This is a genomic window from Vulcanisaeta sp. JCM 16159, assembly GCF_001316265.1.
GTDB lineage: Archaea > Thermoproteota > Thermoprotei > Thermoproteales > Thermocladiaceae > Vulcanisaeta.
The window spans coordinates 1-24,491 of record NZ_BBDN01000010.1; the positions used below are offsets into that span (position 1 = coordinate 1).

General features: G+C 50.5%; 45 protein-coding genes and 2 pseudogenes. 32 read left to right on the forward strand and 15 right to left on the reverse strand.

The features are described 5' to 3' along the window. Positions 1-413 precede the first annotated feature (413 nt). The 6 genes from JCM16159_RS09865 to JCM16159_RS09890 all read left to right on the forward strand — a co-directional run bounded on the left by JCM16159_RS09865 (position 414) and on the right by JCM16159_RS09890 (position 3,307). The gene (locus JCM16159_RS09865) at positions 414-836 is read left to right on the forward strand and encodes a hypothetical protein (protein ID WP_243666546.1); all 423 of its coding nucleotides are present in this window, start codon (positions 414-416) and stop codon (positions 834-836) included. A 1-nt stretch (position 837) separates the two neighbouring features. After that, positions 838-1,095 carry a hypothetical protein gene (locus tag JCM16159_RS09870; protein ID WP_054857716.1) on the forward strand — a complete coding sequence of 86 codons (258 nt, stop codon included), beginning with the start codon at positions 838-840 and terminating at the stop codon, positions 1,093-1,095. Positions 1,096-1,172: 77 nt separating this feature from the next. Beyond that, positions 1,173-1,634 (forward strand): hypothetical protein, encoded by a 462-nt coding sequence (locus tag JCM16159_RS09875; protein ID WP_243666547.1) that lies wholly within the window; start codon positions 1,173-1,175, stop codon positions 1,632-1,634. A 22-nt stretch (positions 1,635-1,656) separates the two neighbouring features. After that, the gene (locus JCM16159_RS09880) at positions 1,657-2,238 is read left to right on the forward strand and encodes a hypothetical protein (RefSeq protein WP_054857718.1); all 582 of its coding nucleotides are present in this window, start codon (positions 1,657-1,659) and stop codon (positions 2,236-2,238) included. Positions 2,239-2,399: 161 nt separating this feature from the next. Next, on the forward strand, positions 2,400-2,663 hold the full coding sequence (locus JCM16159_RS09885; protein WP_054857719.1) for a hypothetical protein: 264 nt from the start codon (positions 2,400-2,402) through the stop codon (positions 2,661-2,663). Positions 2,664-2,803: 140 nt separating this feature from the next. After that, a complete protein-coding gene (locus JCM16159_RS09890) occupies positions 2,804-3,307 on the forward strand; it encodes a DUF996 domain-containing protein (RefSeq protein ID WP_054857720.1) in 504 nt (167 codons plus the stop codon). Positions 3,308-3,584: 277 nt separating this feature from the next. Here the strand turns inward: JCM16159_RS09890 and JCM16159_RS09895 are convergent, their stop codons facing one another. After that, on the reverse strand, positions 3,585-3,815 hold the full coding sequence (locus JCM16159_RS09895; RefSeq protein WP_054857721.1) for a hypothetical protein: 231 nt from the start codon (positions 3,813-3,815) through the stop codon (positions 3,585-3,587). Between the two features lie 394 nt (positions 3,816-4,209). Between JCM16159_RS09895 and JCM16159_RS16760 the strand changes: the two genes are divergently transcribed. Beyond that, on the forward strand, positions 4,210-4,374 hold the full coding sequence (locus tag JCM16159_RS16760) for a hypothetical protein (RefSeq protein ID WP_243666548.1): 165 nt from the start codon (positions 4,210-4,212) through the stop codon (positions 4,372-4,374). 338 nt (positions 4,375-4,712) lie between these two features. Here the strand turns inward: JCM16159_RS16760 and JCM16159_RS09900 are convergent, their stop codons facing one another. From JCM16159_RS09900 to JCM16159_RS09905, 3 genes are all read right to left on the reverse strand, one after another. After that, entirely contained in the window at positions 4,713-6,293 is a 1,581-nt protein-coding gene (locus JCM16159_RS09900; RefSeq protein WP_054857722.1) for a hypothetical protein, read from the reverse strand. After that, positions 6,281-6,442, reverse strand: a complete 162-nt coding sequence (locus tag JCM16159_RS16765) for a hypothetical protein (RefSeq protein WP_243666549.1) — start codon at positions 6,440-6,442, stop codon at positions 6,281-6,283. Before JCM16159_RS16765 ends, JCM16159_RS09900 begins: the two co-directional genes overlap by 13 nt. A gap of 163 nt (positions 6,443-6,605) precedes the next feature. Next, on the reverse strand, positions 6,606-6,845 hold the full coding sequence (locus tag JCM16159_RS09905; protein ID WP_054857723.1) for a hypothetical protein: 240 nt from the start codon (positions 6,843-6,845) through the stop codon (positions 6,606-6,608). Positions 6,846-6,952: 107 nt separating this feature from the next. On the opposite strand from JCM16159_RS09905, the gene JCM16159_RS09910 reads away from it, so the two are divergent. The 7 genes from JCM16159_RS09910 (at position 6,953) to JCM16159_RS09920 (ending at position 8,742) form a co-directional block, all read left to right on the forward strand. Next, entirely contained in the window at positions 6,953-7,426 is a 474-nt protein-coding gene (locus JCM16159_RS09910; RefSeq protein ID WP_054857724.1) for a hypothetical protein, read from the forward strand. Beyond that, entirely contained in the window at positions 7,405-7,665 is a 261-nt protein-coding gene (locus tag JCM16159_RS09915; RefSeq protein ID WP_243666550.1) for a hypothetical protein, read from the forward strand. Before JCM16159_RS09910 ends, JCM16159_RS09915 begins: the two co-directional genes overlap by 22 nt. A gap of 27 nt (positions 7,666-7,692) precedes the next feature. Then, a complete protein-coding gene (locus tag JCM16159_RS16770; protein ID WP_243666551.1) occupies positions 7,693-7,854 on the forward strand; it encodes a hypothetical protein in 162 nt (53 codons plus the stop codon). A gap of 84 nt (positions 7,855-7,938) precedes the next feature. Further along, positions 7,939-8,085 (forward strand): hypothetical protein, encoded by a 147-nt coding sequence (locus tag JCM16159_RS16775; protein WP_243666552.1) that lies wholly within the window; start codon positions 7,939-7,941, stop codon positions 8,083-8,085. Then, complete coding sequence (locus tag JCM16159_RS19285) at positions 8,082-8,213, forward strand: hypothetical protein (protein ID WP_367834444.1); 132 nt, start codon at positions 8,082-8,084, stop codon at positions 8,211-8,213. The genes JCM16159_RS16775 and JCM16159_RS19285 overlap by 4 nt, the downstream gene beginning before the upstream one ends. 72 nt (positions 8,214-8,285) lie before the next feature. Further along, positions 8,286-8,459 carry a hypothetical protein gene (locus JCM16159_RS16780; RefSeq protein WP_243666553.1) on the forward strand — a complete coding sequence of 58 codons (174 nt, stop codon included), beginning with the start codon at positions 8,286-8,288 and terminating at the stop codon, positions 8,457-8,459. 4 nt (positions 8,460-8,463) lie between these two features. Then, positions 8,464-8,742, forward strand: coding sequence for a hypothetical protein (locus JCM16159_RS09920; protein WP_243666554.1), 279 nt, complete (start codon positions 8,464-8,466; stop codon positions 8,740-8,742). Positions 8,743-8,749: 7 nt separating this feature from the next. Here the strand turns inward: JCM16159_RS09920 and JCM16159_RS09925 are convergent, their stop codons facing one another. Next, complete coding sequence (locus tag JCM16159_RS09925) at positions 8,750-9,022, reverse strand: hypothetical protein (protein WP_054857727.1); 273 nt, start codon at positions 9,020-9,022, stop codon at positions 8,750-8,752. Positions 9,023-9,213: 191 nt separating this feature from the next. Next, entirely contained in the window at positions 9,214-9,342 is a 129-nt protein-coding gene (locus JCM16159_RS19290; RefSeq protein WP_367834445.1) for a hypothetical protein, read from the reverse strand. A 50-nt stretch (positions 9,343-9,392) separates the two neighbouring features. Between JCM16159_RS19290 and JCM16159_RS16785 the strand changes: the two genes are divergently transcribed. The 8 genes from JCM16159_RS16785 (at position 9,393) to JCM16159_RS09945 (ending at position 12,385) form a co-directional block, all read left to right on the forward strand. After that, positions 9,393-9,560: a hypothetical protein gene (locus JCM16159_RS16785; protein WP_243666555.1), complete on the forward strand. Its 168-nt coding sequence runs from the start codon at positions 9,393-9,395 to the stop codon at positions 9,558-9,560. A gap of 32 nt (positions 9,561-9,592) precedes the next feature. After that, positions 9,593-9,850, forward strand: coding sequence for a hypothetical protein (locus JCM16159_RS09930; protein WP_054857728.1), 258 nt, complete (start codon positions 9,593-9,595; stop codon positions 9,848-9,850). A gap of 80 nt (positions 9,851-9,930) precedes the next feature. Further along, on the forward strand, positions 9,931-10,128 hold the full coding sequence (locus tag JCM16159_RS09935) for a hypothetical protein (RefSeq protein ID WP_054857729.1): 198 nt from the start codon (positions 9,931-9,933) through the stop codon (positions 10,126-10,128). Then, on the forward strand, positions 10,125-10,283 hold the full coding sequence (locus tag JCM16159_RS16790) for a hypothetical protein (protein WP_243666556.1): 159 nt from the start codon (positions 10,125-10,127) through the stop codon (positions 10,281-10,283). The genes JCM16159_RS09935 and JCM16159_RS16790 overlap by 4 nt, the downstream gene beginning before the upstream one ends. Positions 10,284-10,338: 55 nt before the next feature. Next, positions 10,339-10,482 carry a hypothetical protein gene (locus JCM16159_RS16795; RefSeq protein WP_243666557.1) on the forward strand — a complete coding sequence of 48 codons (144 nt, stop codon included), beginning with the start codon at positions 10,339-10,341 and terminating at the stop codon, positions 10,480-10,482. A gap of 284 nt (positions 10,483-10,766) precedes the next feature. After that, a complete protein-coding gene (locus JCM16159_RS09940; protein ID WP_054857730.1) occupies positions 10,767-10,976 on the forward strand; it encodes a hypothetical protein in 210 nt (69 codons plus the stop codon). After that, complete coding sequence (locus tag JCM16159_RS16800) at positions 10,937-11,203, forward strand: hypothetical protein (protein ID WP_243666558.1); 267 nt, start codon at positions 10,937-10,939, stop codon at positions 11,201-11,203. Before JCM16159_RS09940 ends, JCM16159_RS16800 begins: the two co-directional genes overlap by 40 nt. Before the next feature lie 723 nt (positions 11,204-11,926). Further along, positions 11,927-12,385 carry a hypothetical protein gene (locus tag JCM16159_RS09945; protein ID WP_054857731.1) on the forward strand — a complete coding sequence of 153 codons (459 nt, stop codon included), beginning with the start codon at positions 11,927-11,929 and terminating at the stop codon, positions 12,383-12,385. Here the strand turns inward: JCM16159_RS09945 and JCM16159_RS09950 are convergent. Then, positions 12,354-12,569 (reverse strand): hypothetical protein, encoded by a 216-nt coding sequence (locus JCM16159_RS09950; RefSeq protein WP_054857732.1) that lies wholly within the window; start codon positions 12,567-12,569, stop codon positions 12,354-12,356. The two genes, JCM16159_RS09945 and JCM16159_RS09950, sit on opposite strands and share 32 nt — an antisense overlap. A gap of 61 nt (positions 12,570-12,630) precedes the next feature. On the opposite strand from JCM16159_RS09950, the gene JCM16159_RS09955 reads away from it, so the two are divergent. The 5 genes from JCM16159_RS09955 to JCM16159_RS09975 all read left to right on the forward strand — a co-directional run bounded on the left by JCM16159_RS09955 (position 12,631) and on the right by JCM16159_RS09975 (position 14,509). Next, positions 12,631-12,963 (forward strand): hypothetical protein, encoded by a 333-nt coding sequence (locus JCM16159_RS09955; protein ID WP_054857733.1) that lies wholly within the window; start codon positions 12,631-12,633, stop codon positions 12,961-12,963. Between the two features lie 68 nt (positions 12,964-13,031). Continuing rightward, positions 13,032-13,673 (forward strand): hypothetical protein, encoded by a 642-nt coding sequence (locus JCM16159_RS09960; protein ID WP_243666559.1) that lies wholly within the window; start codon positions 13,032-13,034, stop codon positions 13,671-13,673. Continuing rightward, positions 13,642-13,887 carry a hypothetical protein gene (locus JCM16159_RS09965; RefSeq protein ID WP_054857735.1) on the forward strand — a complete coding sequence of 82 codons (246 nt, stop codon included), beginning with the start codon at positions 13,642-13,644 and terminating at the stop codon, positions 13,885-13,887. Before JCM16159_RS09960 ends, JCM16159_RS09965 begins: the two co-directional genes overlap by 32 nt. Beyond that, complete coding sequence (locus tag JCM16159_RS09970; protein ID WP_054857736.1) at positions 13,865-14,110, forward strand: hypothetical protein; 246 nt, start codon at positions 13,865-13,867, stop codon at positions 14,108-14,110. The genes JCM16159_RS09965 and JCM16159_RS09970 overlap by 23 nt, the downstream gene beginning before the upstream one ends. A gap of 114 nt (positions 14,111-14,224) precedes the next feature. Beyond that, a complete protein-coding gene (locus JCM16159_RS09975) occupies positions 14,225-14,509 on the forward strand; it encodes a hypothetical protein (protein ID WP_054857737.1) in 285 nt (94 codons plus the stop codon). Between the two features lie 701 nt (positions 14,510-15,210). On the opposite strand, the gene JCM16159_RS16805 is transcribed toward JCM16159_RS09975, so the two are convergent. Together JCM16159_RS16805 and JCM16159_RS16810 are read right to left on the reverse strand one after the other, a co-directional pair. Then, positions 15,211-15,387: a hypothetical protein gene (locus JCM16159_RS16805; RefSeq protein ID WP_243666560.1), complete on the reverse strand. Its 177-nt coding sequence runs from the start codon at positions 15,385-15,387 to the stop codon at positions 15,211-15,213. Positions 15,388-15,519: 132 nt separating this feature from the next. Continuing rightward, positions 15,520-15,684, reverse strand: a complete 165-nt coding sequence (locus JCM16159_RS16810) for a hypothetical protein (protein WP_243666561.1) — start codon at positions 15,682-15,684, stop codon at positions 15,520-15,522. Between the two features lie 327 nt (positions 15,685-16,011). On the opposite strand from JCM16159_RS16810, the gene JCM16159_RS09985 reads away from it, so the two are divergent. Together JCM16159_RS09985 and JCM16159_RS16815 are read left to right on the forward strand one after the other, a co-directional pair. After that, positions 16,012-17,175 carry a hypothetical protein gene (locus JCM16159_RS09985; RefSeq protein WP_243666562.1) on the forward strand — a complete coding sequence of 388 codons (1,164 nt, stop codon included), beginning with the start codon at positions 16,012-16,014 and terminating at the stop codon, positions 17,173-17,175. A gap of 5 nt (positions 17,176-17,180) precedes the next feature. Then, positions 17,181-17,549, forward strand: a complete 369-nt coding sequence (locus tag JCM16159_RS16815; RefSeq protein ID WP_243666563.1) for a hypothetical protein — start codon at positions 17,181-17,183, stop codon at positions 17,547-17,549. An 18-nt stretch (positions 17,550-17,567) separates the two neighbouring features. Here JCM16159_RS16815 and JCM16159_RS16820 read toward each other — a convergent pair. Continuing rightward, a pseudogene (locus JCM16159_RS16820) lies at positions 17,568-17,678 on the reverse strand (NAD(P)-binding domain-containing protein); the annotation flags it as partial. A 93-nt stretch (positions 17,679-17,771) separates the two neighbouring features. Here JCM16159_RS16820 and JCM16159_RS09990 point away from each other — a divergent pair. Together JCM16159_RS09990 and JCM16159_RS09995 are read left to right on the forward strand one after the other, a co-directional pair. Further along, positions 17,772-18,542: a molybdopterin-binding protein gene (locus JCM16159_RS09990; RefSeq protein ID WP_243666564.1), complete on the forward strand. Its 771-nt coding sequence runs from the start codon at positions 17,772-17,774 to the stop codon at positions 18,540-18,542. A gap of 430 nt (positions 18,543-18,972) precedes the next feature. Beyond that, positions 18,973-19,428 (forward strand): PaREP1 family protein, encoded by a 456-nt coding sequence (locus JCM16159_RS09995; protein WP_054857739.1) that lies wholly within the window; start codon positions 18,973-18,975, stop codon positions 19,426-19,428. A 319-nt stretch (positions 19,429-19,747) separates the two neighbouring features. Here the strand turns inward: JCM16159_RS09995 and JCM16159_RS16825 are convergent, their stop codons facing one another. Further along, the gene (locus JCM16159_RS16825; RefSeq protein WP_243666565.1) at positions 19,748-19,903 is read right to left on the reverse strand and encodes a hypothetical protein; all 156 of its coding nucleotides are present in this window, start codon (positions 19,901-19,903) and stop codon (positions 19,748-19,750) included. Between the two features lie 71 nt (positions 19,904-19,974). Continuing rightward, a pseudogene (locus tag JCM16159_RS19295) lies at positions 19,975-20,452 on the reverse strand (PaREP1 family protein). Positions 20,453-20,753: 301 nt separating this feature from the next. On the opposite strand from JCM16159_RS19295, the gene JCM16159_RS10005 reads away from it, so the two are divergent. Beyond that, positions 20,754-21,365 (forward strand): HEPN domain-containing protein, encoded by a 612-nt coding sequence (locus tag JCM16159_RS10005; protein WP_054857740.1) that lies wholly within the window; start codon positions 20,754-20,756, stop codon positions 21,363-21,365. A 4-nt stretch (positions 21,366-21,369) separates the two neighbouring features. Here JCM16159_RS10005 and JCM16159_RS10010 read toward each other — a convergent pair whose 3' ends face one another. The 3 genes from JCM16159_RS10010 to JCM16159_RS16840 all read right to left on the reverse strand — a co-directional run bounded on the left by JCM16159_RS10010 (position 21,370) and on the right by JCM16159_RS16840 (position 24,392). After that, positions 21,370-22,416 carry a glucose 1-dehydrogenase gene (locus tag JCM16159_RS10010; protein ID WP_054857741.1) on the reverse strand — a complete coding sequence of 349 codons (1,047 nt, stop codon included), beginning with the start codon at positions 22,414-22,416 and terminating at the stop codon, positions 21,370-21,372. A gap of 63 nt (positions 22,417-22,479) precedes the next feature. Continuing rightward, complete coding sequence (locus JCM16159_RS10015; protein ID WP_243666568.1) at positions 22,480-23,838, reverse strand: 2-oxoacid:acceptor oxidoreductase subunit alpha; 1,359 nt, start codon at positions 23,836-23,838, stop codon at positions 22,480-22,482. 20 nt (positions 23,839-23,858) lie between these two features. Beyond that, entirely contained in the window at positions 23,859-24,392 is a 534-nt protein-coding gene (locus JCM16159_RS16840; protein ID WP_243666569.1) for a 2-oxoacid:acceptor oxidoreductase family protein, read from the reverse strand. Positions 24,393-24,491: the final 99 nt, after the last annotated feature.

Here is a 24,491-nt window from a genome sequence, read left to right on the forward strand (position 1 = left end):
AACATGCGGGCTCGCGACCACCACAACCAAGAGGGCTATTGCGGCAGCCCCAACTATTGCGAACGCCTTTAACCACGTTGGTGTGGATTCCCAGCTTGTGTATCCCCAACCCATTTTCCCCACCGGTATTACTAATTCGCACACTCCTTAAATAGCTTGTGTTTAGGATTCCCTGTTGGCCCTCGTTGGATGGTTTACCACCTGCTTACGAGGATGCCCAAACATTGTTTTAACGGCGTCGATAAGCCTTATTACTTATGCGTCAGAACTATTTTTTCAAGCCTCCACCACCCCATGTTGTATTTAGTTCTAGCGTGGTTCCGCGGTATAGTTAGTTTTTAAGCGTATGCGTATTACTAATGCGTGGTATGAGCGTTTATAGCCGCGCCGTGCAGGCCGTGGCCGTGGGCGGCGTGCGTGCGGTTGAGGGGTGGCTCGCCAGGAGGTCGTGCGATGAGCTTCTGCTGGTCATTGGGGATGCCGTTAGGAGGAGGGCTGAGCTGGCAGGTGCGTTGAGTAGGATGGGCCTGCCCATTAGTAGTTCTGAGGCGTCGTCGTACAATGGCATCAGGGCGCTCGCCGAGCTCTCGCTGCGCGTGCACGGCTGCGGCGAGTTCAAGAAATGGTTTGTGAGGGTGGCCGCGCTGCTCGTTAGGGACAACCACGACGTGGAGGCTGCCCTGGCGAGTGGCTGGGGGACGATGCCAAGGTGGCGGCCCTCTTCGTCATCAGCCCATCAATGGATGATGACTACCTCCTCCAACTCGCCTACGACGCTGCCTACGAGCCGCTTAGGGCCAGGGGCTGCCGAGCGAGGGCCTGCAGGCCCTCACTGACGTGGCCGCCGCGATAGCGAGGGCGGCCCTCGAGGGCTTTAGGGGCGATTATGAGGACGTCGCATACATCTATAGGGCGTCAAGGTTCTTCAGCCGCCACGCAGCCATTGCATTATATGCGGAGCTCAGCCGCGGGGGAATCGCACCGCCGGTGGCCAACGCGGTCTCAACCCTCATAGCCACGAAGCCGCACCTCCCAACGGAGGCGGCCCTAAGGGAGCTGTGGCAGCAACGCGTCGGAAGCCCGAAGAGGGATTAGAGGGAAAGGGAATAGGGGGCTGCGGGCGGTCCATCTCGCTCGCCGCATCCACGTTGGGCAGGGACGTTGGGGAGGCCATGATTGCGTTGGCCTCCGCAAAGGCAGCGTGCGCGGGTGAGGTGTTGAGGATGGATGAGGATGTCATGCGCATAATCAATGGCGTGGTCAGGGGCGAGGTCAGTACAGGCGATGTGGAGGACGCACTGAGCAATGCTATGAAGTACGCGGATGAGGTGGCTTCGGCATTGCTGGAATTCCTCAAGGCGGGGGTGAGCACGCACCTGGGCGAGGCCGCGTGGCTCCTCTCGCTGAGCGACGCAGCTGCATTGGCTAGGGAGGTGGCCATGAGGGCGGCTGTACTGCACGTAATGTCGAAATACGCGTTGCCGGCGATGGAGGCGCGCCTGCCCAGGGACGAGGCAATGTCGGCAATAAACATCGCGTACCGCGAGCTAAGCACCACCTCCGTGAACGCCAACGCAAGGGCAATACTGCAGCTCCTTGCGAGGGCGCAGGAGGCGCTGCAAAACGCTTATTAAGCAGTGAATTACTTAATCACTAATGTTCAGCCTTGTGGGTTTAGACAGGAGGATCAGGGCCGAGGCGTTAGTAATGAGGGTGCAGGGCGAGGTGGCGGGCCTGGCGCTGGGCAGGGCCGTGGATGAGCTCAAGGCAGTCCTGTCCCAATTAACCGCCGGTAGGATGGCGCCGGGCGCCGCGTCCGACCTGGCCTCATCAATCTCGCAGGCGCTGCAGCAGGTACTCCCTACTGGGTATGCATCGGCAATACTGGGCCCCGGCAAGCCCCTCGAGTACGTGAGGGCGCTGATCCTGGCAATCGAGAGACCACGCGCCGTCCTCCTCAACCGAGGGCTGGCGCTGCTCGTTAGGAACGCCGTAAAGGCAGCCGACGCGGCGTATAGGCAGGCGCTGAATTACGATAGGGACCTCGCCATGCTCATAAGGGCCTTAATGAACAAGGCATCATCATCGCTTGCATTGGGCGCGGCAAGGCTCCTGAGGGATTTCAAGGGCACAAGGATTGAGGCCCTCGTAAGGCAGGAACTAGGCGAGCTGGCGTCAGTAATCAGCGATGAGGAGGTCAGGGGCAGGATACAGGCAGTGCTCAGCGAGCACCTATAGGAGAACTTATAAGGAGACTCAAAAGTAATATGCTGGAGAATCCCTAAAGGGATTAGAAGAGAGTAGAGTAATAGTTTTGGCGGCGACTACCTCTGTTCTGTAACTAATACGTATTTATAAATGTTTAGATTAATAATACGGCGGCATGTGCATAGTGAGGGATGGCGAAAGCGGGAGGGAAGTTAAGTGCGGGGGCATTACCCTCACCCTGCGTGAGGATGGCACGTTCACTGAGGCTCCATAATCATGAGGGGCGGCAACGAGGTTCGAATAATCTACGCGAGGGGGACAACGGCATTGCGCAGGCTTGGATCAGCATTATGAATTACTCCAACGGCACCCACAGCATCGCCAAGATATACTCCGGCACCGCGATTGAGGGCCTCACCAAAGCCGCAACCAAGGCGGCTTTGTTGTTTCAATGATTGATGGGCATTTTTAAGAGGATGGCTTATAAAGCGGTCCAAAACCAATGTGCCAGTGACTCCTTAAAGGGAATAGAAGGGGCTGTGTTGAATGAGTTTCTGGATAAAAATTTTTAAATGAGTACGAGGCATGTTCTTTGATGAGTGAGGACTTAAAGACGGCCGGTACGCTTGGCCTCATCGGGTCAATACTTGCGATAATACCCGATGTCGACATAGTCGGCTACATACTGCTCCTAATAGCGTTGAACAAGGCGTCTAAGGCCTATGGTAATGACGCCATATGGAGTAACGCGCTAAAAGCGCTCATAATCGCGATAGTGGGCGGCATACTTGGCACACTCATCGCAGTATTGTTCGTAAGCATCTTCGCAATATTTAACGCAGCCTTTTCAGGAAGCGCCACAGCCGCCACCGCATCCATCATCGGCATACTCGCAGCAGCATACGCACTAATCGTGGTGAGCGGCTACTTCTGGAAGAATGCGTATATCGAGCTCGCCAGGTCCAGCAATATTAACGACTTCCAAAGGGCAGCCAAGTGGATATGGCTCGGGGCGCTGCTAACAATAATACTCGTTGGCATAATACTCTACATAATAGGCCTAGCATACTCCGCCGCTGGGTTTAACAAACTAAGGTGAGAAATTAAGAAACCAAAGCAAAATTAAAGGTCAAAACCCCCAATCATACCCTCCACATGAACTCCCTACGAAGTACCTTAAGGCCACGAGCATTAATCACACAAATTTAGTGAGCGTGTAAGAATGGCATGAGGAGGGCAAGGCTCGTGTACCATGACATGGCGATTTACCATGAGGTAATCACGCTGTTGAATGGGGCGTTGAGGCGTTCACGGTGGATTCCTTGAGGAGGGAATTGCTTAATGGGATTAAGAAGCTTCAGGAGTAGCCGCAGGGCTTACTTTAGCTTGCTCGCGCCGTGCGCCTTAAAAATTTCTATGAATTTGTGGAATAGCTTCTCGTTGTTTGTTCCCGCGGACACCACTACGAATGCCCCGTTGCCCCGCACGAGTAGGGAGGCGGTGAATTCGAAATCCGCTTTTAGCTTGCTTAGTGTTTCCTGCATGTATTCCGCGGCGCTGCGTTCATCACCAAACAATTTAACCTTGGTCTCTGCGGCGTCACTCATTTCACCTATAATCGATGCGAAGATAGTATAGCCGATGTTGGCGGCATCCTCCGTATGTAGTACGAATTTTTTTGGTTCCCATCAACTAGTTGATATATCATAAATAAATAAAATAAAAATATTTCTACTTAATGCCTAGTAATGGCGTGGTATGCCTTGCCGTTCATTGCCAATTTTATTGGGACCGAGCCCTATTTGCCTTAAATCGCACTTTTGCAGGCCATTATTTTATTGGGTGGTTGCCTTAGTTCATATCCACAGACCGGGCATGTGGTGCTTGGTAGTCTTCTGAACTCGTAGGAATTGTTAAACCACTCCAGTTGATTGGTCAAAGCTTAATGAACCTCCTCAATCTAACCAGATAAAGCTTTGCCAAATCTTCGGCGGCTCCTCCTTGAGGAACTCACGCCAGGACGTTAAGAAGATTGAGGTTAGGAAGGTCAATGAGTTCAGGGCTGAATTTTTCGCGTTTATGGAAGTCTTTTCGTGTTATTTATGGTCTCCCGGTGGGTTTGCTGGGGCGTGGGTTAATAAGCCATTGGTGACCGCTGATTTCTAGAACCGTGGGGTAACCGCGGTGGGGCGGCAAAACCAGCCACAGGAGGGCGGTGCTTTAGGGTGGGCAGGATTTACATAAACGTTGTACCGATGGTGGGGTGCAGTCGTGATTTACGATGCGCCTACGCGATCCCCCTGACGAGATAATTAATTCGAAGCATGAGGTACTGCTAATAATGATGAGTGCCGACGGCATAGTACTGGTGATTAATGGTAGCAGACCCACATCTGACATATCTAGGGAAAGAGTGGGAGGAGAGTATTTTTTTAAGAAACTTAACATATTTATCCTATGTTTTTACTTTTTCTTAGAAATGCGTTAAGCCCGAATTGGCCTGATTAGAAGCCCATGTATATGTTTGCCGCGGTGAGGAGGCCTGGCCGTGTGACGTTGGGGAATATCTGTGCGATGTTCTCCTCATGCATTGTGAGTATCACCACGGCATCGATATCGTATAGCCGGGCCAGGAGTGGGTGGAGGTGCATGGCCCTCTGCCTCATGCTGAGGCTTGCATCGCCCAGTAGGGTCTTGTCCGCATCATCGATTAGGTATATCGTGTAAAGGGCATTCCTTTTAAACGTGATGCTCCGCAGGACCGTGGCTGCGGCGTACTCCTTATACGCATCGTCAGGCGCTATGTAATGTGCCACGAGGTCAACCCCGTGGTAATTAATCGGTGCGTCCCTCAAGGCGCCCAACTTGGCAGCCTCATTATATTTAGTGAGTAGGTTGAGCTTCCTGAGTGCCGCAGCCACGACCTCTGAGTGAGCCTTAACGTTTTTGACCTCCTTGATTACCTCATCGACCTGCACGTCATTGAGAGTGCGCCGTAACGCATCTTGCAGGTCTTGGCTCTTAGCCAGCGCGTTAGCCATCGCCACCTCCACCACCTCCGCCTCCTCCGGCGACATTGGGATTGCCAGGTATGCATAGTCCCTGGGGCTAATTCGTGGGTGGCCTCTTAGGACCACCAGGTTTTTGAAGCGACTCTTCACCAGCTCTATGTCGTAGTCCAGGTTTCGGCCGACGATGACCACCATCGCCCCCCTACGTATGTCCCACGCCATGTTCCGCCTTATGTCGGATAACACGTCGCCAATCATGCCCAGCGCCTTCTTGGTCTTGCCGCTGCCGGTGGGCCCGACTATGACGCGTATTCGGTGGTGCTTCGTGATTACGACATCAACGTCATCCAGCGGTATGATGCTCGCGGCCCTGTTGCGCGGGTTCACTAGGATTATGTTTGACTGCATGTAGACCCTGATCCCCACCTTCCTTATGAACGATAGTAAGTCGTTTAAGAGCGACGACCTTCCAGGCTCATACGCTGGCAAGAAGAGCACGTCAGCGCCAACAACGACTACGTGCATTGGGCTCTTCTCGCTCACGTTTATTAACCCCTCCCTCTTCAGCGCATCGACCGCGTGCGGGAGGGCTGCGAATTCCGAGAAGGCCCCAAGGTTCACCTTAATCCACGGGTCAAACGCCACGTGGTGTAGGTAATACTTGTTTGTCGTAATCTCCATTAGGCTAATGAGCCTGGCGAGCGCGTACTTAGACGCCTCGCTTGTCTCGGCATTGAGTACGGCGTCCAGGAGGGCCCCCTTAAACTCCACCACGACCTCCTCCTTGCTGATGTCGCCGAGGGCCCAGTCCATCCTCCTGAACTCATACTCGAATTTTGGAAACACCTCACTGACGACACTCGTGAGCAGCTCCATCAGGTTGAAGGATATTGAGAACGCCCTGGCCAGGTAACTCGAGTACTCCTCGGGCGTGGTGAACATGCGCACCAGCTCCCCCTTATAGGACACGTATGTGAATGGCGGGTATACATTGAATGGGCTGACTTTATTGCCGCAAGCGACGTAGAAGGGGCTCCATGGTATCGTGCATTTAACTTTTATCAGATAGCCCATCGGTGGCGCAGCCTCGCCAGGTATGGGAAGAATATTACCGTCCTCTCTATATCGCTGCCGGAGACGTCCTCACCTGTAATGGTCTCGAATAATAAGTCCCTAACAAGCCTCGAGTATATCGTGCCAACGACAAGCCTGTGATAGCCCACAGCAATAAGCCGTATTTAATTGCTTAAAAATATTGCATTCCTTTTTAAAATTACCTGATTTCCCTGAGCCTATGCTCAATCGCGCCTAATTCGGCTTGCAGTTGGCCTAAGACTGGGTCGGGTTGGGTAATGCCTAGATTATTTAGATTCGTAAGGATGTGATTCAAGATTTGTAGCCGACTGCGGGCTGCATCGAGCCTGCCCTATCGGCTTCGGACAGCGCCTCAATAGTCATGATGGTGGGGAACCTATGCATGTATGCCAAAATTTCGTCGTCTATATGCGTATCTATATTCGCCGCCCTAACGAGGATTGGGATGTCCTCAACACCTATTGTGATGGTACGTGAATTTGCGCCCCTAACCACGAGCGGCGCCGCATCCATGTGGCTTCCGTATATCATTGTCCTGGCAGCCGCGTTATATAGTCTTACTAGGCCTTTGTATGAGGAGCTTGCATTTTTATAGTATTCTTTATCTCCTCATCGGCATGAAGCGATAGCGGCATTCAGTGTTCCCCGCAATTTCCGTTAGTGTTGGTGATAATAAGACGTATGTGCATACCTTTGTAATATTCGAGGATTACCCAACATATGCAAGGTACGTGAGGTCGTTCTTGTCGGACGTCATACTGACGATTCGAAAGTACGGCCTGATGCGGTGGATCATCGCCCAGACGTTCTACGAAACCAGCGACGCCGGGTTTGCCGTAACTCAATCCGACCTAAACATTTACTCGCTAATATTTGTCCTAAACTACCCAAAGGATGCGCGGTTACTTGAGATGGCTCGTACCGTGCTTAGGGCAAGCGAGGAGCGGCTCAATGAGCTTCAATCGATAAATAGGGTGTTCGCCTTCATATCGCCGAAGAGGCAGAGCGCAGTGTTTACTAAGCCCTACCTGTCCAGAATAACTTATAAGACTAGCCTGCTGAATAGGTACATGGTTGAGGTGAGGGATAAATGCATGAGTGGCCCGTTGTAAGAGTGAAGGACAAGCCCACCTCATCATACGCGATTGCGGCTACTATACACCTCCTCCTCAATGGCCAAGTCGCCATAAAGGCAATAGGGAGTAAAGTGCCTAAGGCAGTCGCGGTAGCACTGAGGCTAGTTAGGCTTGGTGGTGCGAGGATAGTTGGCGTGGAGCTCAATTCCATACAATTTAATAATTATATTAGTTCTATGATAACAATAAGGCTTGAGGTGGCGCGCAATGGTTAAGAGAATGAAGAACATAATCCTCTACCTATGGGAGGACTAAAGCCTTTTAGGATAATACTATTCTCAATCATTATTGTAGGTGTCCTCTTACAGTCAATAAGCATGATCCTGGGCATATTCGTGATAGTCCTCATTATTTTAATCGGCCTGAACATCACGAGGTACATAATGGACAAGCCTACTCCATGATATGACGGTCAGAGCAAGCGAAATAGTGGCGTTTAGGATTAATAAAAGCATACCTGCGTATACCGTGTTTGTTAAGCCAGTGAGTTGGAGGACGTTGTGAATGCCGTTAGGAGGCCTAACGTGTTTGTCGCCGACCCAGTAATGCCGGAGGGAGTGGGCTTTATTGTTGATCATGAGATCGGCGGTTCGGTTGATGGGGTTTACATCAGGAGGGGCGGCTTTGGCGCTTGAGGATTTCATTCATAAGGGAGTCGCCCAGCGGCTATGATGCATACACGGCAATAAGCAAGGCGGCTAGGAAGGTTGTGCACATTTATCGAGACGCGCTCCAGGATATCGCCCAATTCCTCATTAATTAATACCCAACCCACGCATCCTTCGTACATCACTTTCAAGGATATATTTATTAAAATGCCTTGTTCTAATACGGTGTGAGTTATCAAGATTGTATTATATCCCTTGGGAAGTACAGCAATGTAATACTCGATTTGTTGGAGTCGGTAATTGAGGAGCTCGAGGGCATTAACACGCTCGAAGATTTGAAGCCGGCAATTACTAAGGCTGCCGTAACGCTGTGGCTCGGGATCATGAAGCCCTGCCAGTGATTGCGTGGATTTAGTGGGATTTGCGAAGGCCCTCCATGCCGTGCTCGTGGAGAAGTGCGGGATAAGGGATGATGATGTTAACGAGCGGGAGCTGCTCTTTACATGCTATGGCGATTACCCAACCGCCACCAAGGAGGTTACTAAAAGGATTGTAATTACTGTGTACTCACTGTACAAGTTAATGTGCGGGGGCGGCCCGACCTGCGGCCTCATAGATGCCGTAATTAATGAGGCGGAGGCAATATCTAAGGAGGTAATTAAGGAGTTAGGAAATGAGGGTTAGGAGGCGATTACCCTCGACCGTAAACTCGATGTTGAGGAGGGGGGTTAGGCGCCGGCCGCCTAATGGCGAACTTATGCCCACCGCACTCCACACTCACATTAAGCAGCCTAGCCAAGTCATCCTTCAGCTCAATCCTCAAGAACCTCACCGGGTATTTGACGGGCATGTAGAGGACCCGAGTAATGAGGAGTGGGTCGTAATCCCTCGATAAGACCCCAACGTCAGCCCTCCTCGCCAGGCAGGCCGCAAGCTGCTCGGCAGGCACGTCGAGGGACTTCACATGGCTATGCCGTATTCCGAAAGGCAGCGGGAGTAACGCCTGCAAACCCCCTCGTGGCCGGGCCAACAATCGATCAACGGCACCACTTCCACACTGAGCGCCGCGAGCGCCGTTAAAATCCCCAACCCCCTGTTTTGAGAGCAAGCTTTATTCCTTCTACTCTCTTTAGGGAATCTCCAGCACGTTGGTTTTTAAACTCCTTTATAAACCCACTTCTCAAAATTTCTCGCGATTATGTTCAATTCCTCAAACTTCCCCTCCTCCACAACGTCAGCGACAACGTAGCCAAGCCCCAAGGCCCTACTCTCGCCAACACCCATTAGTAAGCTTTATTAAGTGGGTATTGCCCAGCTTATTTGGGGGGGGGGGTATGAGTAGGGAGGTTGTGAAGGCGGTGGAGGTTAAGGCTAAGGAGGAGGGTAAGGCGGTGAAGGAGGTTAAGGCTAGGGGCGAGGTCGTCATAAACAATGAGGTGCGTGAGGATGAGCCAACCTCGTTTGAGAGGTTTGCCTATCTAGCGTCGCTACCGCTTGATTAACGCGTTTAAAAGCGCCTGGGGGTGTTAATTAAATGATGAGGCGCGAGGAAATTAGGCAATACTATAGGCAGGTTAGGGAGGACCTCGACCCAGGCGGCATAAACGCCAAGGTCCTTAGGGCACTTGCAGAGTTCGCGAGCCTCAGCGCCGTGGAAAGCCCCTCAATCGAGGATGCTAGGTCATTACTACATGATATTGATGAGCTCCTCAGGCAGGTTAAGGATAGGGAAACAGCTAAGATGCTGAGGGAGGTGAGGGCCAAGGTACTAGAACTCGTTGAGAGGAGTTAGGGCGCCGGCCTGGGTCTCATGGGCCCATAACCTGTCTTGTTAAAACCCTTAATACTCCATTTCAAAATATTAAACTCGTAATGGGGGCCACCACGATTATTGGGAGGAAGGTCGTAGTTAAGGCGCTCCTCGTGCTGAGCGCTGTATTGGGCGTGCAGGGCTTGCCAAGCCTAAGCAGGGAGGTTGCGCTGGAGGCGGCTAGGAGGATTGATGAGGTTGATTCTGAGGAGGTCTGCGTGAGGATAAGCGATGGTGAGGTGGAGGTGAACAGCATATGAGCTGCCCCGACGCGTGCCCAGTATGCGGTAAGGAGGTCTACGATGTTGGAGACCACTGCGTCTGCGTTAACGGGCACTACATAGAGAAGGCCGGCGTGTACACGCCGCTAGTAAGAGTGAGGAGGTGCCGCGCGTTAAGGCTTCAACTACCGTAAGGCCGCCTAAGCTGCTAAGCAAGTGCTGCCGGCGAGGGCTGCGCGGCGCCTCATAATGGATGTCGTGAGGAGGGTTGGCGTTGAGGTGCCAAAGCCATGCATAGAGGATGCGGAGGTACTCCTCGACAGGCTCGCTAAGGAGGGCACTGTCATCGCCGCGCTGTACGCCTCATGCGCGTCCCGCGGCCATAGGAGGTAGCGGCGGCACTGAGGGCGGCAGCAAAGAGGAAGGCGAAACAGTACATGGCGCTCGCCATGAAGGTCCTCGGCGCAGTGCCGCCGCCGAGTCATTCATTGGGAACTATGATGTGATTGGGGCAATAGTTTCAGTGAGGTATCTAAACAAGAGCTTTATATAGCATGCCAGCGCGAATCTAATGGGGGATATGAAAAAAGACCCTGCTCTCAAACATATTAGAGGAGTGGGGTGGTGATTACGGCATTGGCGAGGCTCTCATAAAGTATTTGGACAACTTCACAAGCATGGTGGCCATAATTGGGGAGGAAAACGGACGCGTGCATTACGTGATTGCCAAGGCCGAGGACGGCATCTACAGCGAGCAGGGCAGCATTAAGTATGGAAGTATATACGATGCATTCCGAAGGATGCCTAGAACGCCGGAGGGATTATACGTATATAGGTTGGCAGCGGTGTGGACCTGGCATTGGATGTTTGTAAGGAAGGCGTTATAGAATGCGCCACGCATTTGCTTAAGCGGGTTATTGGAGGTGGGGGGTGCAGCCATAAGAGCGTGATGGATAGGCTTGAGGAGGAGGCGAGGAATGGCGAGTGTAATAAGATAATGCAGGAGGAATTCGAGAGGAATATAGAGCTTTTGGAGAAGTTCCTACGTGGTGAGTTAAGGCTTTATGATGATGACGGAAAGATCGGCAAGTCTCGCCCTAGAAGGGGCGGGTGAAAATTTAAATCCTATACCGCTGGACGAGCGGAGCGGGATGGATGCGTAAAGCACTCACCAGCTGTGAAGCAATGAGGATGAAGGCGGTAAACCACAAACCAATGAACCGCCCAAAGGGAACCCTACTTATATACCGCTCTAACGGCAGTTGGCTAGTGCATAGCATATGCTTTGCCAAACAAACCGTAGTCTATTCATACTCATTAATACTGAGTATCTAATTATACATTTATTTAGTTTTGGGTTGGCCCACGTCAAACCGCCCCAGAGCGCATAAAAAGTAAATAAAGTAAATAATATCTATGAAACCATAGGTGCTTGAGCCAGATGATGTAGTCGTACTAAATAGCGATGTAGTCGCTGGAGAATGATGTAAGGCTGCGTCGGTGATCGGTGAAATAGCGACTAGGGCTCACTCAAGAAGAATTAAGCTGAGCCTTGCCAGGTGAAAAGATGAGTTTAAGTCCTACAGCTAATTAGCACAAGTAAGTACGCCACAGACCTGTTAATAGCCGTGAACAAAAAGCTCGCGCAGTACATCATAAATGCAAGCTAAATAAGTTCGCCTTTTATGGTAAGGATGAAGGATTACGAGTTATAGTTAGTTCTTAGGAAATTCAGGTAGGGTTTCCTGACCGCTCAACTGTCCCGTAAGTGATGGGTATAGCCACGAACAGATACGAGTCAGCATATTTATTAAGGCTGGCGCGGCAGGCTTAGCGAATGCGCCCAGAAATAAAGTGCATGAGGGAAAGGTGGAGGAGGTTGCCGATGCTTTCGGCGGTTGTGGAGGTGGCGATGAACGCTGCCAAGTCTGGGAGTGCCGATGCGGTCCTAGCCGCGGTTAATAAGTATTTACGCGAGCTCCCATGCGGTGACATACGTAGATTAACTGAGGAGTTCTGCGAGGAAATAGCGTGCATCACAGAGTACGATAATGAGGATGCAGAAGCTGCCGAGGACTGCGACTACCTATCGCCGACGTGCGATGAATTAAGGTATGCGCTTCCATATTCATTAATTCCCATGTTGGCGGTCATCACTGACAATGATGTGATCAATGAGGCAGAGCTTAAACTAATGGAAATAGAGAAGAGGGAAGAGGAAGAAGAGGATAGGGAGTTCACGGAGTGGCTAAGGAGGATGCGCGCTATGTTAGGTAAAGGCCCCAATCATTCTTAACTAGCTGCGGCGGGTCAATCACGTTCTCCGCGGCAACCTCACGCTTCAACTTAACGATACTAGCCTTGACCATCCTCAACCTCCACTCATACGCCATACTAGCTATTCCGGCATATGCCTTATCCCTCTTCATCAATTCCCTTAGGACACCATCAAAGTTACGCGTGATGGACTTATAACTCATCTGAAGCAGTACAACCCCATGGCATCCTTACATTTACTTTTACTTTCATCTTCTAAATTTCATGCCGCTTAGGACGGGGCTTGGGGCTTTTCATGAGATTAGGTTGGTTGCGTGGTTGATGTTTAGTACGTTGATTGATAGGTTCCCGGTAACGGCTAGGTGGGTCTGGGAGAACCTGCCGAGGCTACACCCAGACTACTGCAGGGGCATTGATAAGCTGAAGGATTTGTACGGCACCAACGACTGCAGGATAATAAGCATCAAGGACGCATTCAACAAATGGAACATGGAAATACCGAGGAACCTAATGGGCCTACTTAGCGGTAATAATGTTTATAGGTTTTTATACTGCCTATCGGAATTCTCTGAGGGGGCATGCTCCCGGTGCCCGTGATCGATAGGTTGGCGGCGCTGCTGGGGTCGGATGCGGTTGTCCTCCTCCCAATAGATATAAGTGCCGATATGCGGAATGACACGAGCGGTTTCAGAAGTGATGATAGAAGCGGCTTCGAAGTGAGCGGTGTTAGCGAGGAGGAAGTCCTAGTGAAGCTCAGGTGGGGATTTAACAGCGTCCTGGCTAATAGGGTGGCCGGCGAATTCAAGTTGAGGTTGGCCGGTAGTAAGCCGGCGTTTCGCTACATCATCAACATCGATAGGGAGGACCCGCCGAAGAGGGGCCTGTTCAAGAGGATTAAGGTGAGGGAGGAGGCCGAGATCGCGCTCCCGACGGGCGGTAAGGCCACGGTCAAGATCAGTAGGTTTGACTACGGGGATTCCGTTAGCGCCCTCAGCAAACTTGTGGAAACTCCTGGAAGAATTAGGGGCATTAAAGTTTTTGAGGAAATTAGGGGCGGTGCGGTAGGGATTAACAACCTGGTAAAGGACTTGGAGGCCATACTCAGGAGTGAGTGCCGCGGACTGGAATGCAACGCCAACATCTTCATCGACGAAATACGGGGCCCACCGATAAGCGCATCCATCAAGTACGATCCGAGTTTTTTTGGAGCTTCAGGGCGAGTATGTACTGAGAATTCCCGAGCTACCGCTCGAATTAAGGTGCAGGCCAAAGTTTGTGGAAGGGGGGCTAGGCATAACTGCGGGTAATGACGTAAACGCGGCAATCTCGGAGGCAATCAAGTCCATTATTGAGAGGTTATCAGCAACTCCGCTGCCCATCCATGACATGGCCGGCTACTGGCCATTCAGGCTTTTGGCGGCCACCCACCAAGTCAAGCCCCTCGATTACGATGAGGCGGTGAGGACGCCGCCCGACTACGTGGTGGTGCTCATGGTGGATGATAGGCGGTACCAGGCCTAAGGCCGACCTCCGCGGCATCTCCTCCGACGTAGTCATCATTGACGCGCACGGCAATGCGGACCTCCTATGGCAGGAGCCGTACTGGCGCGACAACACGATGTTCGCAGCCTACCTACTCGCCGAGGCGAACAGGGAGTTCGAGGTCGACGTGAAGATACTCGATTACATAAGGAGGTATAAGGCAAAGACGGGGCCGCCGGTGTCCATAACCAAACTATGCTGACCCCCTCCCGCCCTAAAGGGTGGCTTGTCAATCTTTTTGTCAACTCAAACCATTAGTGGGGAGAAGCGCATTCTATGCATAAGTTTTATTAAACCGGCGTGCAGCTTATAGGTGATGAGTATATTGGCGAGGTTATTCTTCAGGAGGAGACCCTCGGCAACGCTCTTCCTCAACGTGGAATGCCCAAAATGCGGGCGCAGGGGCATGTGGCTCCTCGAGTATGAGGAGGATGGGTACTTCATTGTTGAGTGCCCGAAGTGCAGGTTCAAGGCCGAGTACCCACTCAGTTGGGCGAGGAGGTACATCCGCGGCGGTAGGCTTAGCCTGGAGACACTCGAAACGGCCCTACAGATCGACCTGTGGTTTAAGCCGCTCAAAGAAAAACTCAACCTCCCATGACGAACCCATAAAGGAAGGACTTAAATAACCCAGGTTAGGGGGCCAGGGCCACTCGCCCTGGCCAATGTTAATAATTGTTAATAATTAGGCATAACCGCATGAATTACCTATGGATCACGCTCACGTGGAGTGTCGTATTTGATAATTACGCGGCCTATTATTTCCAAGATGGGGCCAACTCAAAATGGACCGCCGTGTAGGGTAAACGCTAGTTTTATATGTAGGCCTTAGTGAATATGAGGAGTATAGGCTTAGGCAAGGCGACGCATTCTTCAAAAAGCATTGGAGGGCCACCGTCAAAATCGGCATAGCCATAATGATATTTGGCGCCATATGGCCATATCGCATACGCCAGCGCCGTTTTTTTTGTTCCCAACGTTAAATTAATGCCTTCCTTCACGGTATTTCTCTTGCAAATAACTCCACCGCTCCTAACGATGCTTGCAGGCGGATGGTTAGCAAGTGTTTCATTGCTTTATATGCCCCCGCAGGAGCAAAGGAGCAAGCAGCCACTGTGCATTGCCTGCACGCAGGACCCAAGCACCACTAGGTGTATTACGTCATGCTTGTGCAGGGCAAGTAGCTAACTCTGCAAGTGCGTAAATGGGCCCACCTAAGCGCGCCACCCACCTAAAACATTGTTCTCCTAACCCCAGGCATGCATTCATAAAATCCAATGGGTGAGGCGAACCAGCCAGAAGTTATTCGCAACCACGTGCCGAAGCATTGAAGAGGGCCTCACGCCTGCCTCCCCACGGCAACGTGGGGACAACGCGAACAAAAGCCGCCCAAACCCAGGCGCACCTAAACAATGCCTCGCCAGGCGCCGGCGCGGTGCAAACAAATGCCACAGCCAACGCCATAACCAATGAACCCATTTTTAAGCGATGAGCCTATGAGCAGCCGCATGTGCATTTGCAGCAGGCGTATATGAAATTGTAATGGGAGTACGTCAATCGTATGCGGCATCACGTTGGGGTTGGCTGCCGTCATAATATCACTGATGATATTCATAATGCGCCAACCAACGTTAACATCCCTCTTCTTTTTATTTTTATGATCCTCATTATGACAACTTGGTTTATAGCGGTCGGATTAGCCGCCGCGTTCGCGCCCGAGTCTGAATCCGGCGGGCTCATCCTCTGCATCACCGCCGCCGGCATTGCCATAAACATCGCAGACGTAGTACTCCTCTTTCTGTATCATCCCTAAAACAACGACTTCTACCCCCTCTTGGGGGCCAATGGAGCGTAGGAGCCAACTCAAGGCCCGTGGGCCCTGGCCCTGGGCTAAAAATTTGCTGCCTTTACACCCCCATGGGGATTTTTAAATACTTCTACTCCTCCCTACTTTTACTCCCCCCTTGGGGACTTTCCACCACTTTGCTTTTGAACTCCTTTATAAGCCCTTCTCCATAACCTCCATCGAGGTTGGCTTTGACGTATTTTTAAACCTACAACGTATTAATTTAGCAGTATGAGCGGACCAAACTCGATAGAGGCATGGGGAACGACTCAAATCCAGCCGTGGGCCCTGGGCCAAAGGTTTGTTGGGGCGTTAAGGTCAATGGCTCTAAACGCCTGAGGTGTGGCGAGCCCGTTGACGACCCAAGGGTCATTGAGGAAACTATGAAGTTAATCAACGAGTTCCTAAGCAGGGTCGAGAAGCACAAAGCCGTGCTGTTGAGTGAATCAGCCACTCCATTCGACGACGCAATCAATGCCCTAAGCAATTGGTTGGGCGAAATTAGGGCTAAGATTGGAGAAAGCAGTGACGAAAACATCGCAAACCTGAGGAAAGCACTGCTTAACTCTGGAAAGAAAATGCTTGAACTAGCCGAGGAGGCACGTGAGAAGTGGCTCAAGACCTACAAGCCTGAGCTCGAGGAGCTAATCGAGAGGTTAAGGAGCGGCAAGGCGAGGGTAATAATTACGGGAGAACTGCTTAACAAGGACAAGACATTCACGGCGCACTTGTACGTGGAGGACTTGGCAATTGAGATAGATAGGGTCGCCAAATCGGGGAGTATAACGATAAACATATCACTTATGAGACTTAGGGAAACCTATGTTGTTGTGCCGAGACTCTTTGACAATGAAAGATTAAGGGCGATGCAGTGCGGACTAATGCTTACCGACGGCTCAATTGACAAGAAGGGCTACCCAGAGATGGGCACCCACCAGCTCTGGCAGGTCTTTGCCTGGTCACTGGCTTGGCCTGGGAAGAACCACATGCACATAAGTGGCTTGAGTCTCAATGATGGCGATGTGGGCATCATGTGGCAATTAAGGGCTACTGATCACAAGGGTGTGTTTAAGGACAAGTCCGAGGTTGCAGAGGAAGCTAGCAAACTCGGCGATGAGGAGTTCCTACTGTTCGTGTTATATGCGGTGTTCGGCGATGGTAGTGTGATTACCGAGAGTAAGGAGATTAGGCTTGCCATGGGCCATTCGAAGCTCGAGTTGTGGAATAACATAATCGAGAGACTAAGAAGGCTAGGGTTTAGGAAAAGGAATAATGATAGGCATACCGTAGCCTACGTGGTTAAGTCCTCAAAGGCTATTGAGTTAGCTAAGAGGATGCTCGGCAACCTGGTGATTAAGGTGTTGATTGAGGACTTAGCCCAATTGCCGGATGCGAGAAGCCTAGGCGTTTGGTGGCGTTGACTGACATGGAGCCCAAGCCGAAGGGTAGGTCAATGGTTGAGGTTGCCGGCATAAAGATGAGCGTGGTAAGTAATAACAGCGGCACTATCGTGCTTAGGGCTTGGCGTAGGGACTATGGGGAGGCCAAGGCTATTTGGGAGAGGCTCAAGAGAGCCGGCTACGACGCTGGGCTGAGGCCGTCGAAAGGCGGATTCTGGGTCTACATGAGTATGAGCGAGGTTAAGAAAGACCCAAACCTCACAGCCAAGATCTGCATGGTCCTAGAAAGAATACATGAGGAGACAGTGAATAAGGGCAATATCGAAAGAGCTTGGTCAATAGCCAAGGCAATGATGTACCTAGGCTGCCCCGCCCAGGGCCCACGGGCCCAATAAAAACAAACAAAACACGAACGACCTGGTCCTATTATAAACAATTAGTGGGAAGCCGGCCCTGTGGATGTTCATGGCCATGGCGCTACCCATGATACCAAGCCCGATGAACCCTACCCTAAGTCTCTCCATACAGGTAGCCCAAGACGCGCCGCTTAATAATCATTGCTTATAACCTGTTTAATTGGGATCATTATTTAAAGGCGCATTTGGTAAGTCGGTAATGTGAGGCTTGTTAGGGTTGAGGATGCGGTTGGGCAGGTGCTTGGTTATGACACGACGTATGTGGGTAGGGATGGGGCAACGGTATTGCTGCCCAGGGGCCACGTGATTACCAGAGATGATGTCGAGAGACTCAAGGACTCTGGAGTTTACTTCGTGTGGGTTGAGGGTAATGAGGAGTCAAGTGACTTGATGTATGAGTGGGAGATTGCCGAGGCAATGGCTAGGGCAGTGGCTGGGGAGAATACGTACGTCAAGCCTGCTAGGCAGGGCTCAGCCTGGATAATGGCCAGTGTCAATGGCGTGCTTAAGGTTGATATACACGGCTTGACCGAGTTAAACCTGGGTGGTAATGTTCTTCTGATTACTAGGCAGGGCATGAGCGGTGTTGTTAAGGATGAGTTGGTTGGTGTTGTTGACGTGATACCGCTTAGCATGAGGAGGGACGAGGTTGAGGAATTACTGAGGTATAGGAATCTAGTCAGTGTCGTGCCGTTCAAAAGAAAGAGGATTGGCATCGTTGTCACGGGTACCGAGATTTATCAGGGCAGGAAGAAGGACCTTTACTACCCAGTGATTAAGGCCAGGGCTGATAAATACGGCTGGGAGGTGGTATTCAATACGGTGGTGCCTGACGACGAGGATAAGATAATGGGCGCCGTGAAGTATGCCGTAAGCAATGGTGCGGAGGCCGTAGTAATCACAGGCGGTATGTCCGTGGACCCAACGGATAAGACACCAATCGCAATCAGGAGACTTAGGCTAGGGTCATAGCCTATGGGGTACCCATTAAGCCAACGACAATGACGATGATAGCCATACTCGATAATACACCAATACTCGCAATATCCGCCGGAGGAATATACTACAGCGACTATAACGCCATTGACATATTCCTGCCAAGCTAATGGCAGACCTAATACCAGGCAGGGAGGAAATAGCGGCAATGGGCCACGGAGGATTACTACCGAATTATAAATTGAGTCATTAAATCGTTATACTAAGTAGGCCTGCGGCTGGTTGGGCAGCTGGATACGCACTGCGTGTTTGGGGCTTCCATGAGGGTAAACTAGGCGTTGAAGACCTAACGAGCTACCTAAAGCTCATTGAGGACTTAATCACCAACGCCAGGAGAGTTATTGAAGCCTAAAGTATTTTATCACCTCACGCGGAATTGGGAATGTGAAGATCACAAAACCCCTGGATAGACGCTAAGAAGTACCAGGAGGATAGGTTTAGGGAAGCCTTCTACGAAGTCGACCTGGCCGAGAGGTTCCTCCAGTACGGATTAATGAGGAACGCCGCCGGCAAGGCCTATCAAGCCATTAAGGCCTACGTGGCTGGGCTAGCCGTTGATCGTAGGGATGAGTTAGCAAAGCACTATCCAGGCACCAGGAGGTTGGGGCCAAACAAGGTAATTGATAGAGTTGATTGGCTGATAACAGTCATGTTAAGTTCAAGGTTTAGTGAGGTGGCCTCAATAATAGGTGATAAGGAGCTTAGGCTTTACGTAGAAATAGCCCTTAATTTACATGAATTCCAATACAACGGCCTAGACAGGTACAGCGAGGTTTCCAGGTACACAAGTGAGGAGTTAGTCAAGAAGGACATAACCGAGGTTATCAACTTCATAAGAAATAGGTTAAAGAACAGAATTTGACACCAATAACCGGTCTCCATCATCTATCACTTGCCTAGCCACAGCCGTTAACAAATCCTTAATATAGCAAATCGTGTAGAAGCCTACTGAGGTAATTGTAACCAGCAGCACCTAACTGGTGTCAGGAAGCTACTCGGATTCTTTAAAGCTCATTCGTGTTAACACTATACTCCTTAACGAGTCTATGAGGCGGGGTACCCACAATATCCCTGTAATTAAAGCCGCTCACGTACATGCCATCCATACTGAGAATACACATATGAGCCCTAGCTTAACCAGCACCAGAATTTTAAGAGGAGTGGGGCATTCACGGTCTCTATTATATTGAGGTCCCTTTTATCTCCCTGGGGTGCTTATAGATTATGTAGGCAACAAGTCCTTCACCAACGAGCACCTTATCATAGACATCATCCCCAATAGCCTCTATCCAGGTCCTGCCACTACTTAGATCAACGTATAATACCCTCCCAACCAAACAATGCCACGGTTACGCCATAATATGAATATCTTAAAAACACTTTATTTTACATATTTAGTCTCCTAAATTCAATGCGTTAATGCCTTCTCAGTCTCCTTAACCATTCTCTCAACCTCATCAACATAGCCAATAATATCATCAATACCCAGTTTAGCCTCGTGGAAGCCCCAGACGTGGAGTAGGTAGGCCTGCTCCAGCCATTTAGGACCCAACCGCCTAATATCCCTGATAATTTATTGGCTGCAGAACTTAATTGATGAGTATACTACCTGCCTCCATCGTGGCTTGCTGGTACTCGGGTAATCCATACTTCTCTGCCAACGCCTTCACCACCTCCTCAGCTGCCATGTAAAGCTTCTCGCCGGCCTGGACGGCATCACTCTTACTAACGTAATCCTTAGCCTCATTAAGGTATTTCTCAGCGAGTTGTAGTCGTAGCTTTACCCCGATTGATGGATCGTTCTTACTTATTGCATTTATTATTAAGTCCGTGACGTCAATACCCCTCTCCTCAGCAGCCTTTATTAATTCCCTGGGTATTTCCATTTAGTTAAGGGTTAATGATCTGGCTTATATTTTTACTTACCTAGTTTTATCACGGGTATTCTCTGTGTCCCAAGCCCTTATTGGTACCTCAACGATATCTCCCATGCATTAGGGTTATGGGCCTCGGCGGTATTACGGCGATCCCTGTCGATAATAACGATTCATCAGATACAGCATTATCCCTAGTTAAGTACCCTATCTGCTCCTCAAACCCTCTTCCTCATTTTAGATGCATTCATTTTATTCTACTATTCCGTAAGTTATTACTTTAATATAGATGCGTTCCACACGGTATAAAATAATGAACTTACCCGGTGAGTGGGTTGAGAAGGGTGATGCCTTCCTAGTGGATGCGGAGAACCACATTAGGGATGGGCTTTATTGGCTCTCATGCTTCGAGGCCCAGCAAGCGGCTGAGCTTTATTTAAATGGTTTCTTATTGGCTAAGGCAGGTACGTATCCGTTCACGCATGACCTGGCCGAATTATTGAGGACTATTAAGTCGTTGGGCGTTGATGTTCCTGTGGAGTATGCGAGGAGAATCATCGAATTCATTAGGTCGGCTTCTAAGGACCTGTCTAGGTATGTTGAGAAGGGTGATAAGCTCCTTGGGGAGTACGTGAATAGGCTTGTCCAGGAGGTTCCCGAGAGCACAATCGTATTGTTCGGCTCCAGGCGCGGTGATTACTTACCCAATAGTGACTATGATGTTGCGGTTATACTTGGGCATGTCACTGATGTGCGTGGTGAGTTATTGAGGTTTTATTCATTGAAGCCTGAGGGTCTATTCCTGGACTTACTCGTGCTTAGTGTTGATGATGTTGATGACCCAGTCGTTAAGGAGATGCTTAGGGGCTGTAGGCTTCTCTATGATGGATTAGGTATGGGTAGCCGCCTTGATTGTGAGCAATAATATTTTATGAAGGGGTTATTTCTAATACTGTCTTTATGTCATCGTGAGTCCACGTATATGCCTCCTGGTAATTACTCAGGTTCGCCCTCTTGGTTATTAACTTGGCGGGCCAGTTATTGAACTCGTCCTTAGCCCTCCTCAGGTGCTCCAGGGCCATTTCGAAGTGCTTAATCCCGGCGTTCACGGAACCTATGATCACCTTATTATTAAGGACAACATTAGTCATTAACTCGCCAAGACCACTTAACGAACCACCGCTTGGGTATACGCCGAGTAGGACATACACGCCATTTGGTGCGATGTGCCTGAGCCCCTCACTAATTACCTGTGGCGATCCAGTGGCCTCAATCACTATGTCAAATTCACCGCTTATCTGCTCAGTCACAGAGTCCACGTACGTACCGCCAAGCTCCTTAACGAGCCTCGCCTTTAGGCTATCCGGCGGCCTTGTAGCTGTTGTCACCGTGTTAAGGCCCATCAATCTAAGGGTCATCGTGGCCAGTAAACCCACGGGCCCCGCGCCAAGCACCAACGCAGCCCTCGGCTTCCAGTCAAACCTGGCCTGCCCAATCCTCATGGCCATGTCAATCCCCTTCTCAACCACCGAGAGTGGTTCGGTGAGCACTGCAACGTCAATGGCCTCTTTCGGCACCCTAACCAGGTACTTGGCATCAGTCACTGAGTATTCAGCCGCGTGGCCGTGCAACCCCCAAATACCATGCTCCAGGTAATGACCAACTGGGCAGAAGTCCACGGGTAAGTCGCAATTCAGTGGTCTCCTGACTGTTGGTACGACTACGTCGCCGACACCCACATTATCCACGCTATCACCAAGCTCCACAACCTCGGCAACCGCCTCATGACCAAGGACCAGGTATTGACTGCCCTCGGGTGCCTTGCCATACCTACCCTCGATTATCTCCTTATCCGTACCACAAACACCAACCCTAATTGGCTTGAGTAGGACCTGCCCCTTACTGGGGTTAGGTTTGGGTACGTCCATTAACCTCAGCGATTCTGGTACGCCTGGGATAACGGTGACTGCCTTCATATGACCACTATGTAGGGTACTAATATAAATATTTTAGAATGGAAGTTTCATTTAAAAGTGATTTTAGGGCCCCTTCATTAGTATTATCCTCTCATCTTTGTCCTTCAATATCTTCTTGACTGCATCGTAAACCTCATCAACGAATATGGGCCTCCCCGTGACCTTAACGACCTTGTGCCTAATCTCAATGCCCGTCTTCTCCCTAATCACGCTGGCGGCTTGCGCGTCGTAGTTCGACTCAACATCAATTATTAACTGTCCCTTGCTTAGGGCGTTTTTCACGAAATCGCTTGGGAATGGTATGAACATCTTAAGCTGCAGGAAGTTAACCCTATAGCCCTCCCTATTTAGCATGTTCATGACGTCTAGTAATACACCTTTTGTTGATCCCCAACCAACGAGGGTTATGTCCGCGCTCTCCGGCCCATATAACCTAACTTTGTCTGTGATTGGTATTTCCCTATCCGCAAGCTCGAGCTTCTTCATCCTCTTCTCATACATCTCTGTCCTTGTGACCGGGTCCTCGGTTATGTGGCCGAACTCATCGTGCTCATCGCCCGTTAACCAGAATATTGGTCCTAACCCGGGTATTGACCTTGGTGATACTCCATCCTTCGTTATCTTGAACCTCCTATAGTCATTATCATCCTTCGTTACTATTAATCCCCTATCAATCTTGAGGGCCTTCTTGTCAATGTCCCAGACAACAGTTGAGTATGAATTGGCGAGGGCCTTATCAACCAGGTGGAACACGGGCATTTGATACCTCTCGGCCCAGTTGAGGGCTTTGTATGCATCCTCAATTGTCTCCCTGTGATCACCCGATGAGATTACTATCCTTGGGAACTCGCCATGGCCCATGTGCATCACGAACCTAAGGTCTGACTGGCTATTCCTAGTTGCCATACCCGTGCTTGGTCCAGCCCTCTGGTAGTGCGTTATCACGACAGGTACCTCATTCATTCCCGCGAACCCTGTACCCTCAACCATCAGACTCAATCCAGGTCCTGATGTCGCAGTCGCAGCCCTGGCACCGGCAATCCCGGCGCCAATTGCCATGTTTATTGCCGAGATCTCATCCTCAGTTTGGACAACCACTACGCCAGCCTTCTCCAGGGCCTTGGCCTCCTCAGTGACTGGGTCGAGGCTAACTATGTTGTGGGCCTCTATGAAGAAGGACTCGTCGGCTGCGGGCGTTATTGGGTAATAGGTCTGGAACCTGAGACCGCCAAGTATCTTGCCTATTGCCGCTGCCTCATTGCCATTAACAATTATTGCCCTGACATCCCTCTTTATTGGTGGTAGTGATATATTGGTCTTTATGGACTTTGCATAATCATAAACAACCTCAACAATGGCCTTATTATACTCAAACAACTTACCCCTCCTACCCGTGAACACATCCTCGAGGCCCTTAAACACATAATCAATGGGCAGACCCATCACGGCTGTTGAGTAGCAGTCATAACCACGTTCGAGTACCTACCAATGAGTGAGGGTAGGTCGATGTCATGCAGCCTCTTCTTAACCTCCTGAAGTAGGTCAGCGTAGTGCATTGTTAGTACATTTACCCCGTTATTCCTCAGGTAGTCGATGACGCCCTTCACCGTAGGCTCAATGCCAGACTTGCTAAAGTACTCCTTAAGTCTCTCCTTAAACTCATCCTCCATGTATTGCATTTGATCAAGCCTTGTATTGAAGGTTGATGTATCGACGATTACGTACCCACCACGCTTAACGTCCTGGAAGTGCGTGAATATTGACTCCGCATCGAGGGCCACCAAAACATCTATTGTGCTTAGAAATCCTCCCCTGGGTTCATCACTGACCCTAACCATGAAGTAGCTATGCCTACCCTTAATGTTTGAGAAGTACTCCCTGTCACCAATTACGTAGTAGCCAGCCCTGGCGACAGACCTCATGAAAACATTAGCGCCGGTGTCAATGCCTCCACCCTGTGGTCCACCAATAACCACATTATGTCCGTAGGCATTACACTAAGCTCTCTGAGACCTATTTATTAAGTCTTCTCCCATTGTAGAATATGTATTGATCGTGTAAACTTGAGTCTATGT

Bases quoted from the DNA above. Each gene is read 5' to 3' on its own strand.
- JCM16159_RS16785 (WP_243666555.1), top strand. From the start codon at position 9,393: ATGAGTAGGGAGGTTGTGAAGGCGGTGGAGGTTAAGGCTAAGGAGGAG.
- JCM16159_RS19290 (WP_367834445.1), bottom strand. From the start codon at position 9,342: ATGGGTGTTGGCGAGAGTAGGGCCTTGGGGCTTGGCTACGTTGTCGCT.
- JCM16159_RS16795 (WP_243666557.1), top strand. From the start codon at position 10,339: ATGGATGTCGTGAGGAGGGTTGGCGTTGAGGTGCCAAAGCCATGCATA.
- JCM16159_RS16810 (WP_243666561.1), bottom strand. From the start codon at position 15,684: ATGTTTATGGCAATGCCGGCGGCGGTGATGCAGAGGATGAGCCCGCCG.
- JCM16159_RS16815 (WP_243666563.1), top strand. From the start codon at position 17,181: ATGGAGCCCAAGCCGAAGGGTAGGTCAATGGTTGAGGTTGCCGGCATA.
- JCM16159_RS10005 (WP_054857740.1), top strand. From the start codon at position 20,754: ATGAACTTACCCGGTGAGTGGGTTGAGAAGGGTGATGCCTTCCTAGTG.
- JCM16159_RS09915 (WP_243666550.1), top strand. From the start codon at position 7,405: ATGCATGAGTGGCCCGTTGTAAGAGTGAAGGACAAGCCCACCTCATCA.
- JCM16159_RS09885 (WP_054857719.1), top strand. From the start codon at position 2,400: ATGGCGAAAGCGGGAGGGAAGTTAAGTGCGGGGGCATTACCCTCACCC.
- JCM16159_RS09900 (WP_054857722.1), bottom strand. From the start codon at position 6,293: ATGGGCTATCTGATAAAAGTTAAATGCACGATACCATGGAGCCCCTTC.
- JCM16159_RS09905 (WP_054857723.1), bottom strand. From the start codon at position 6,845: ATGATATACGGAAGCCACATGGATGCGGCGCCGCTCGTGGTTAGGGGC.
- JCM16159_RS16805 (WP_243666560.1), bottom strand. From the start codon at position 15,387: ATGGGTTCATTGGTTATGGCGTTGGCTGTGGCATTTGTTTGCACCGCG.
- JCM16159_RS09985 (WP_243666562.1), top strand. From the start codon at position 16,012: ATGGGGAACGACTCAAATCCAGCCGTGGGCCCTGGGCCAAAGGTTTGT.
- JCM16159_RS09890 (WP_054857720.1), top strand. From the start codon at position 2,804: ATGAGTGAGGACTTAAAGACGGCCGGTACGCTTGGCCTCATCGGGTCA.
- JCM16159_RS09970 (WP_054857736.1), top strand. From the start codon at position 13,865: ATGATAGGCGGTACCAGGCCTAAGGCCGACCTCCGCGGCATCTCCTCC.
- JCM16159_RS16770 (WP_243666551.1), top strand. From the start codon at position 7,693: ATGGGAGGACTAAAGCCTTTTAGGATAATACTATTCTCAATCATTATT.
- JCM16159_RS09935 (WP_054857729.1), top strand. From the start codon at position 9,931: ATGGGGGCCACCACGATTATTGGGAGGAAGGTCGTAGTTAAGGCGCTC.
- JCM16159_RS09950 (WP_054857732.1), bottom strand. From the start codon at position 12,569: ATGAGTTATAAGTCCATCACGCGTAACTTTGATGGTGTCCTAAGGGAA.
- JCM16159_RS09945 (WP_054857731.1), top strand. From the start codon at position 11,927: ATGCGCCCAGAAATAAAGTGCATGAGGGAAAGGTGGAGGAGGTTGCCG.
- JCM16159_RS09955 (WP_054857733.1), top strand. From the start codon at position 12,631: ATGCCGCTTAGGACGGGGCTTGGGGCTTTTCATGAGATTAGGTTGGTT.
- JCM16159_RS09960 (WP_243666559.1), top strand. From the start codon at position 13,032: ATGCGGAATGACACGAGCGGTTTCAGAAGTGATGATAGAAGCGGCTTC.
- JCM16159_RS09940 (WP_054857730.1), top strand. From the start codon at position 10,767: ATGGTGGCCATAATTGGGGAGGAAAACGGACGCGTGCATTACGTGATT.
- JCM16159_RS10010 (WP_054857741.1), bottom strand. From the start codon at position 22,416: ATGAAGGCAGTCACCGTTATCCCAGGCGTACCAGAATCGCTGAGGTTA.
- JCM16159_RS09975 (WP_054857737.1), top strand. From the start codon at position 14,225: ATGAGTATATTGGCGAGGTTATTCTTCAGGAGGAGACCCTCGGCAACG.
- JCM16159_RS09875 (WP_243666547.1), top strand. From the start codon at position 1,173: ATGATTGCGTTGGCCTCCGCAAAGGCAGCGTGCGCGGGTGAGGTGTTG.
- JCM16159_RS09930 (WP_054857728.1), top strand. From the start codon at position 9,593: ATGATGAGGCGCGAGGAAATTAGGCAATACTATAGGCAGGTTAGGGAG.
- JCM16159_RS09880 (WP_054857718.1), top strand. From the start codon at position 1,657: ATGTTCAGCCTTGTGGGTTTAGACAGGAGGATCAGGGCCGAGGCGTTA.
- JCM16159_RS09895 (WP_054857721.1), bottom strand. From the start codon at position 3,815: ATGAGTGACGCCGCAGAGACCAAGGTTAAATTGTTTGGTGATGAACGC.
- JCM16159_RS16790 (WP_243666556.1), top strand. From the start codon at position 10,125: ATGAGCTGCCCCGACGCGTGCCCAGTATGCGGTAAGGAGGTCTACGAT.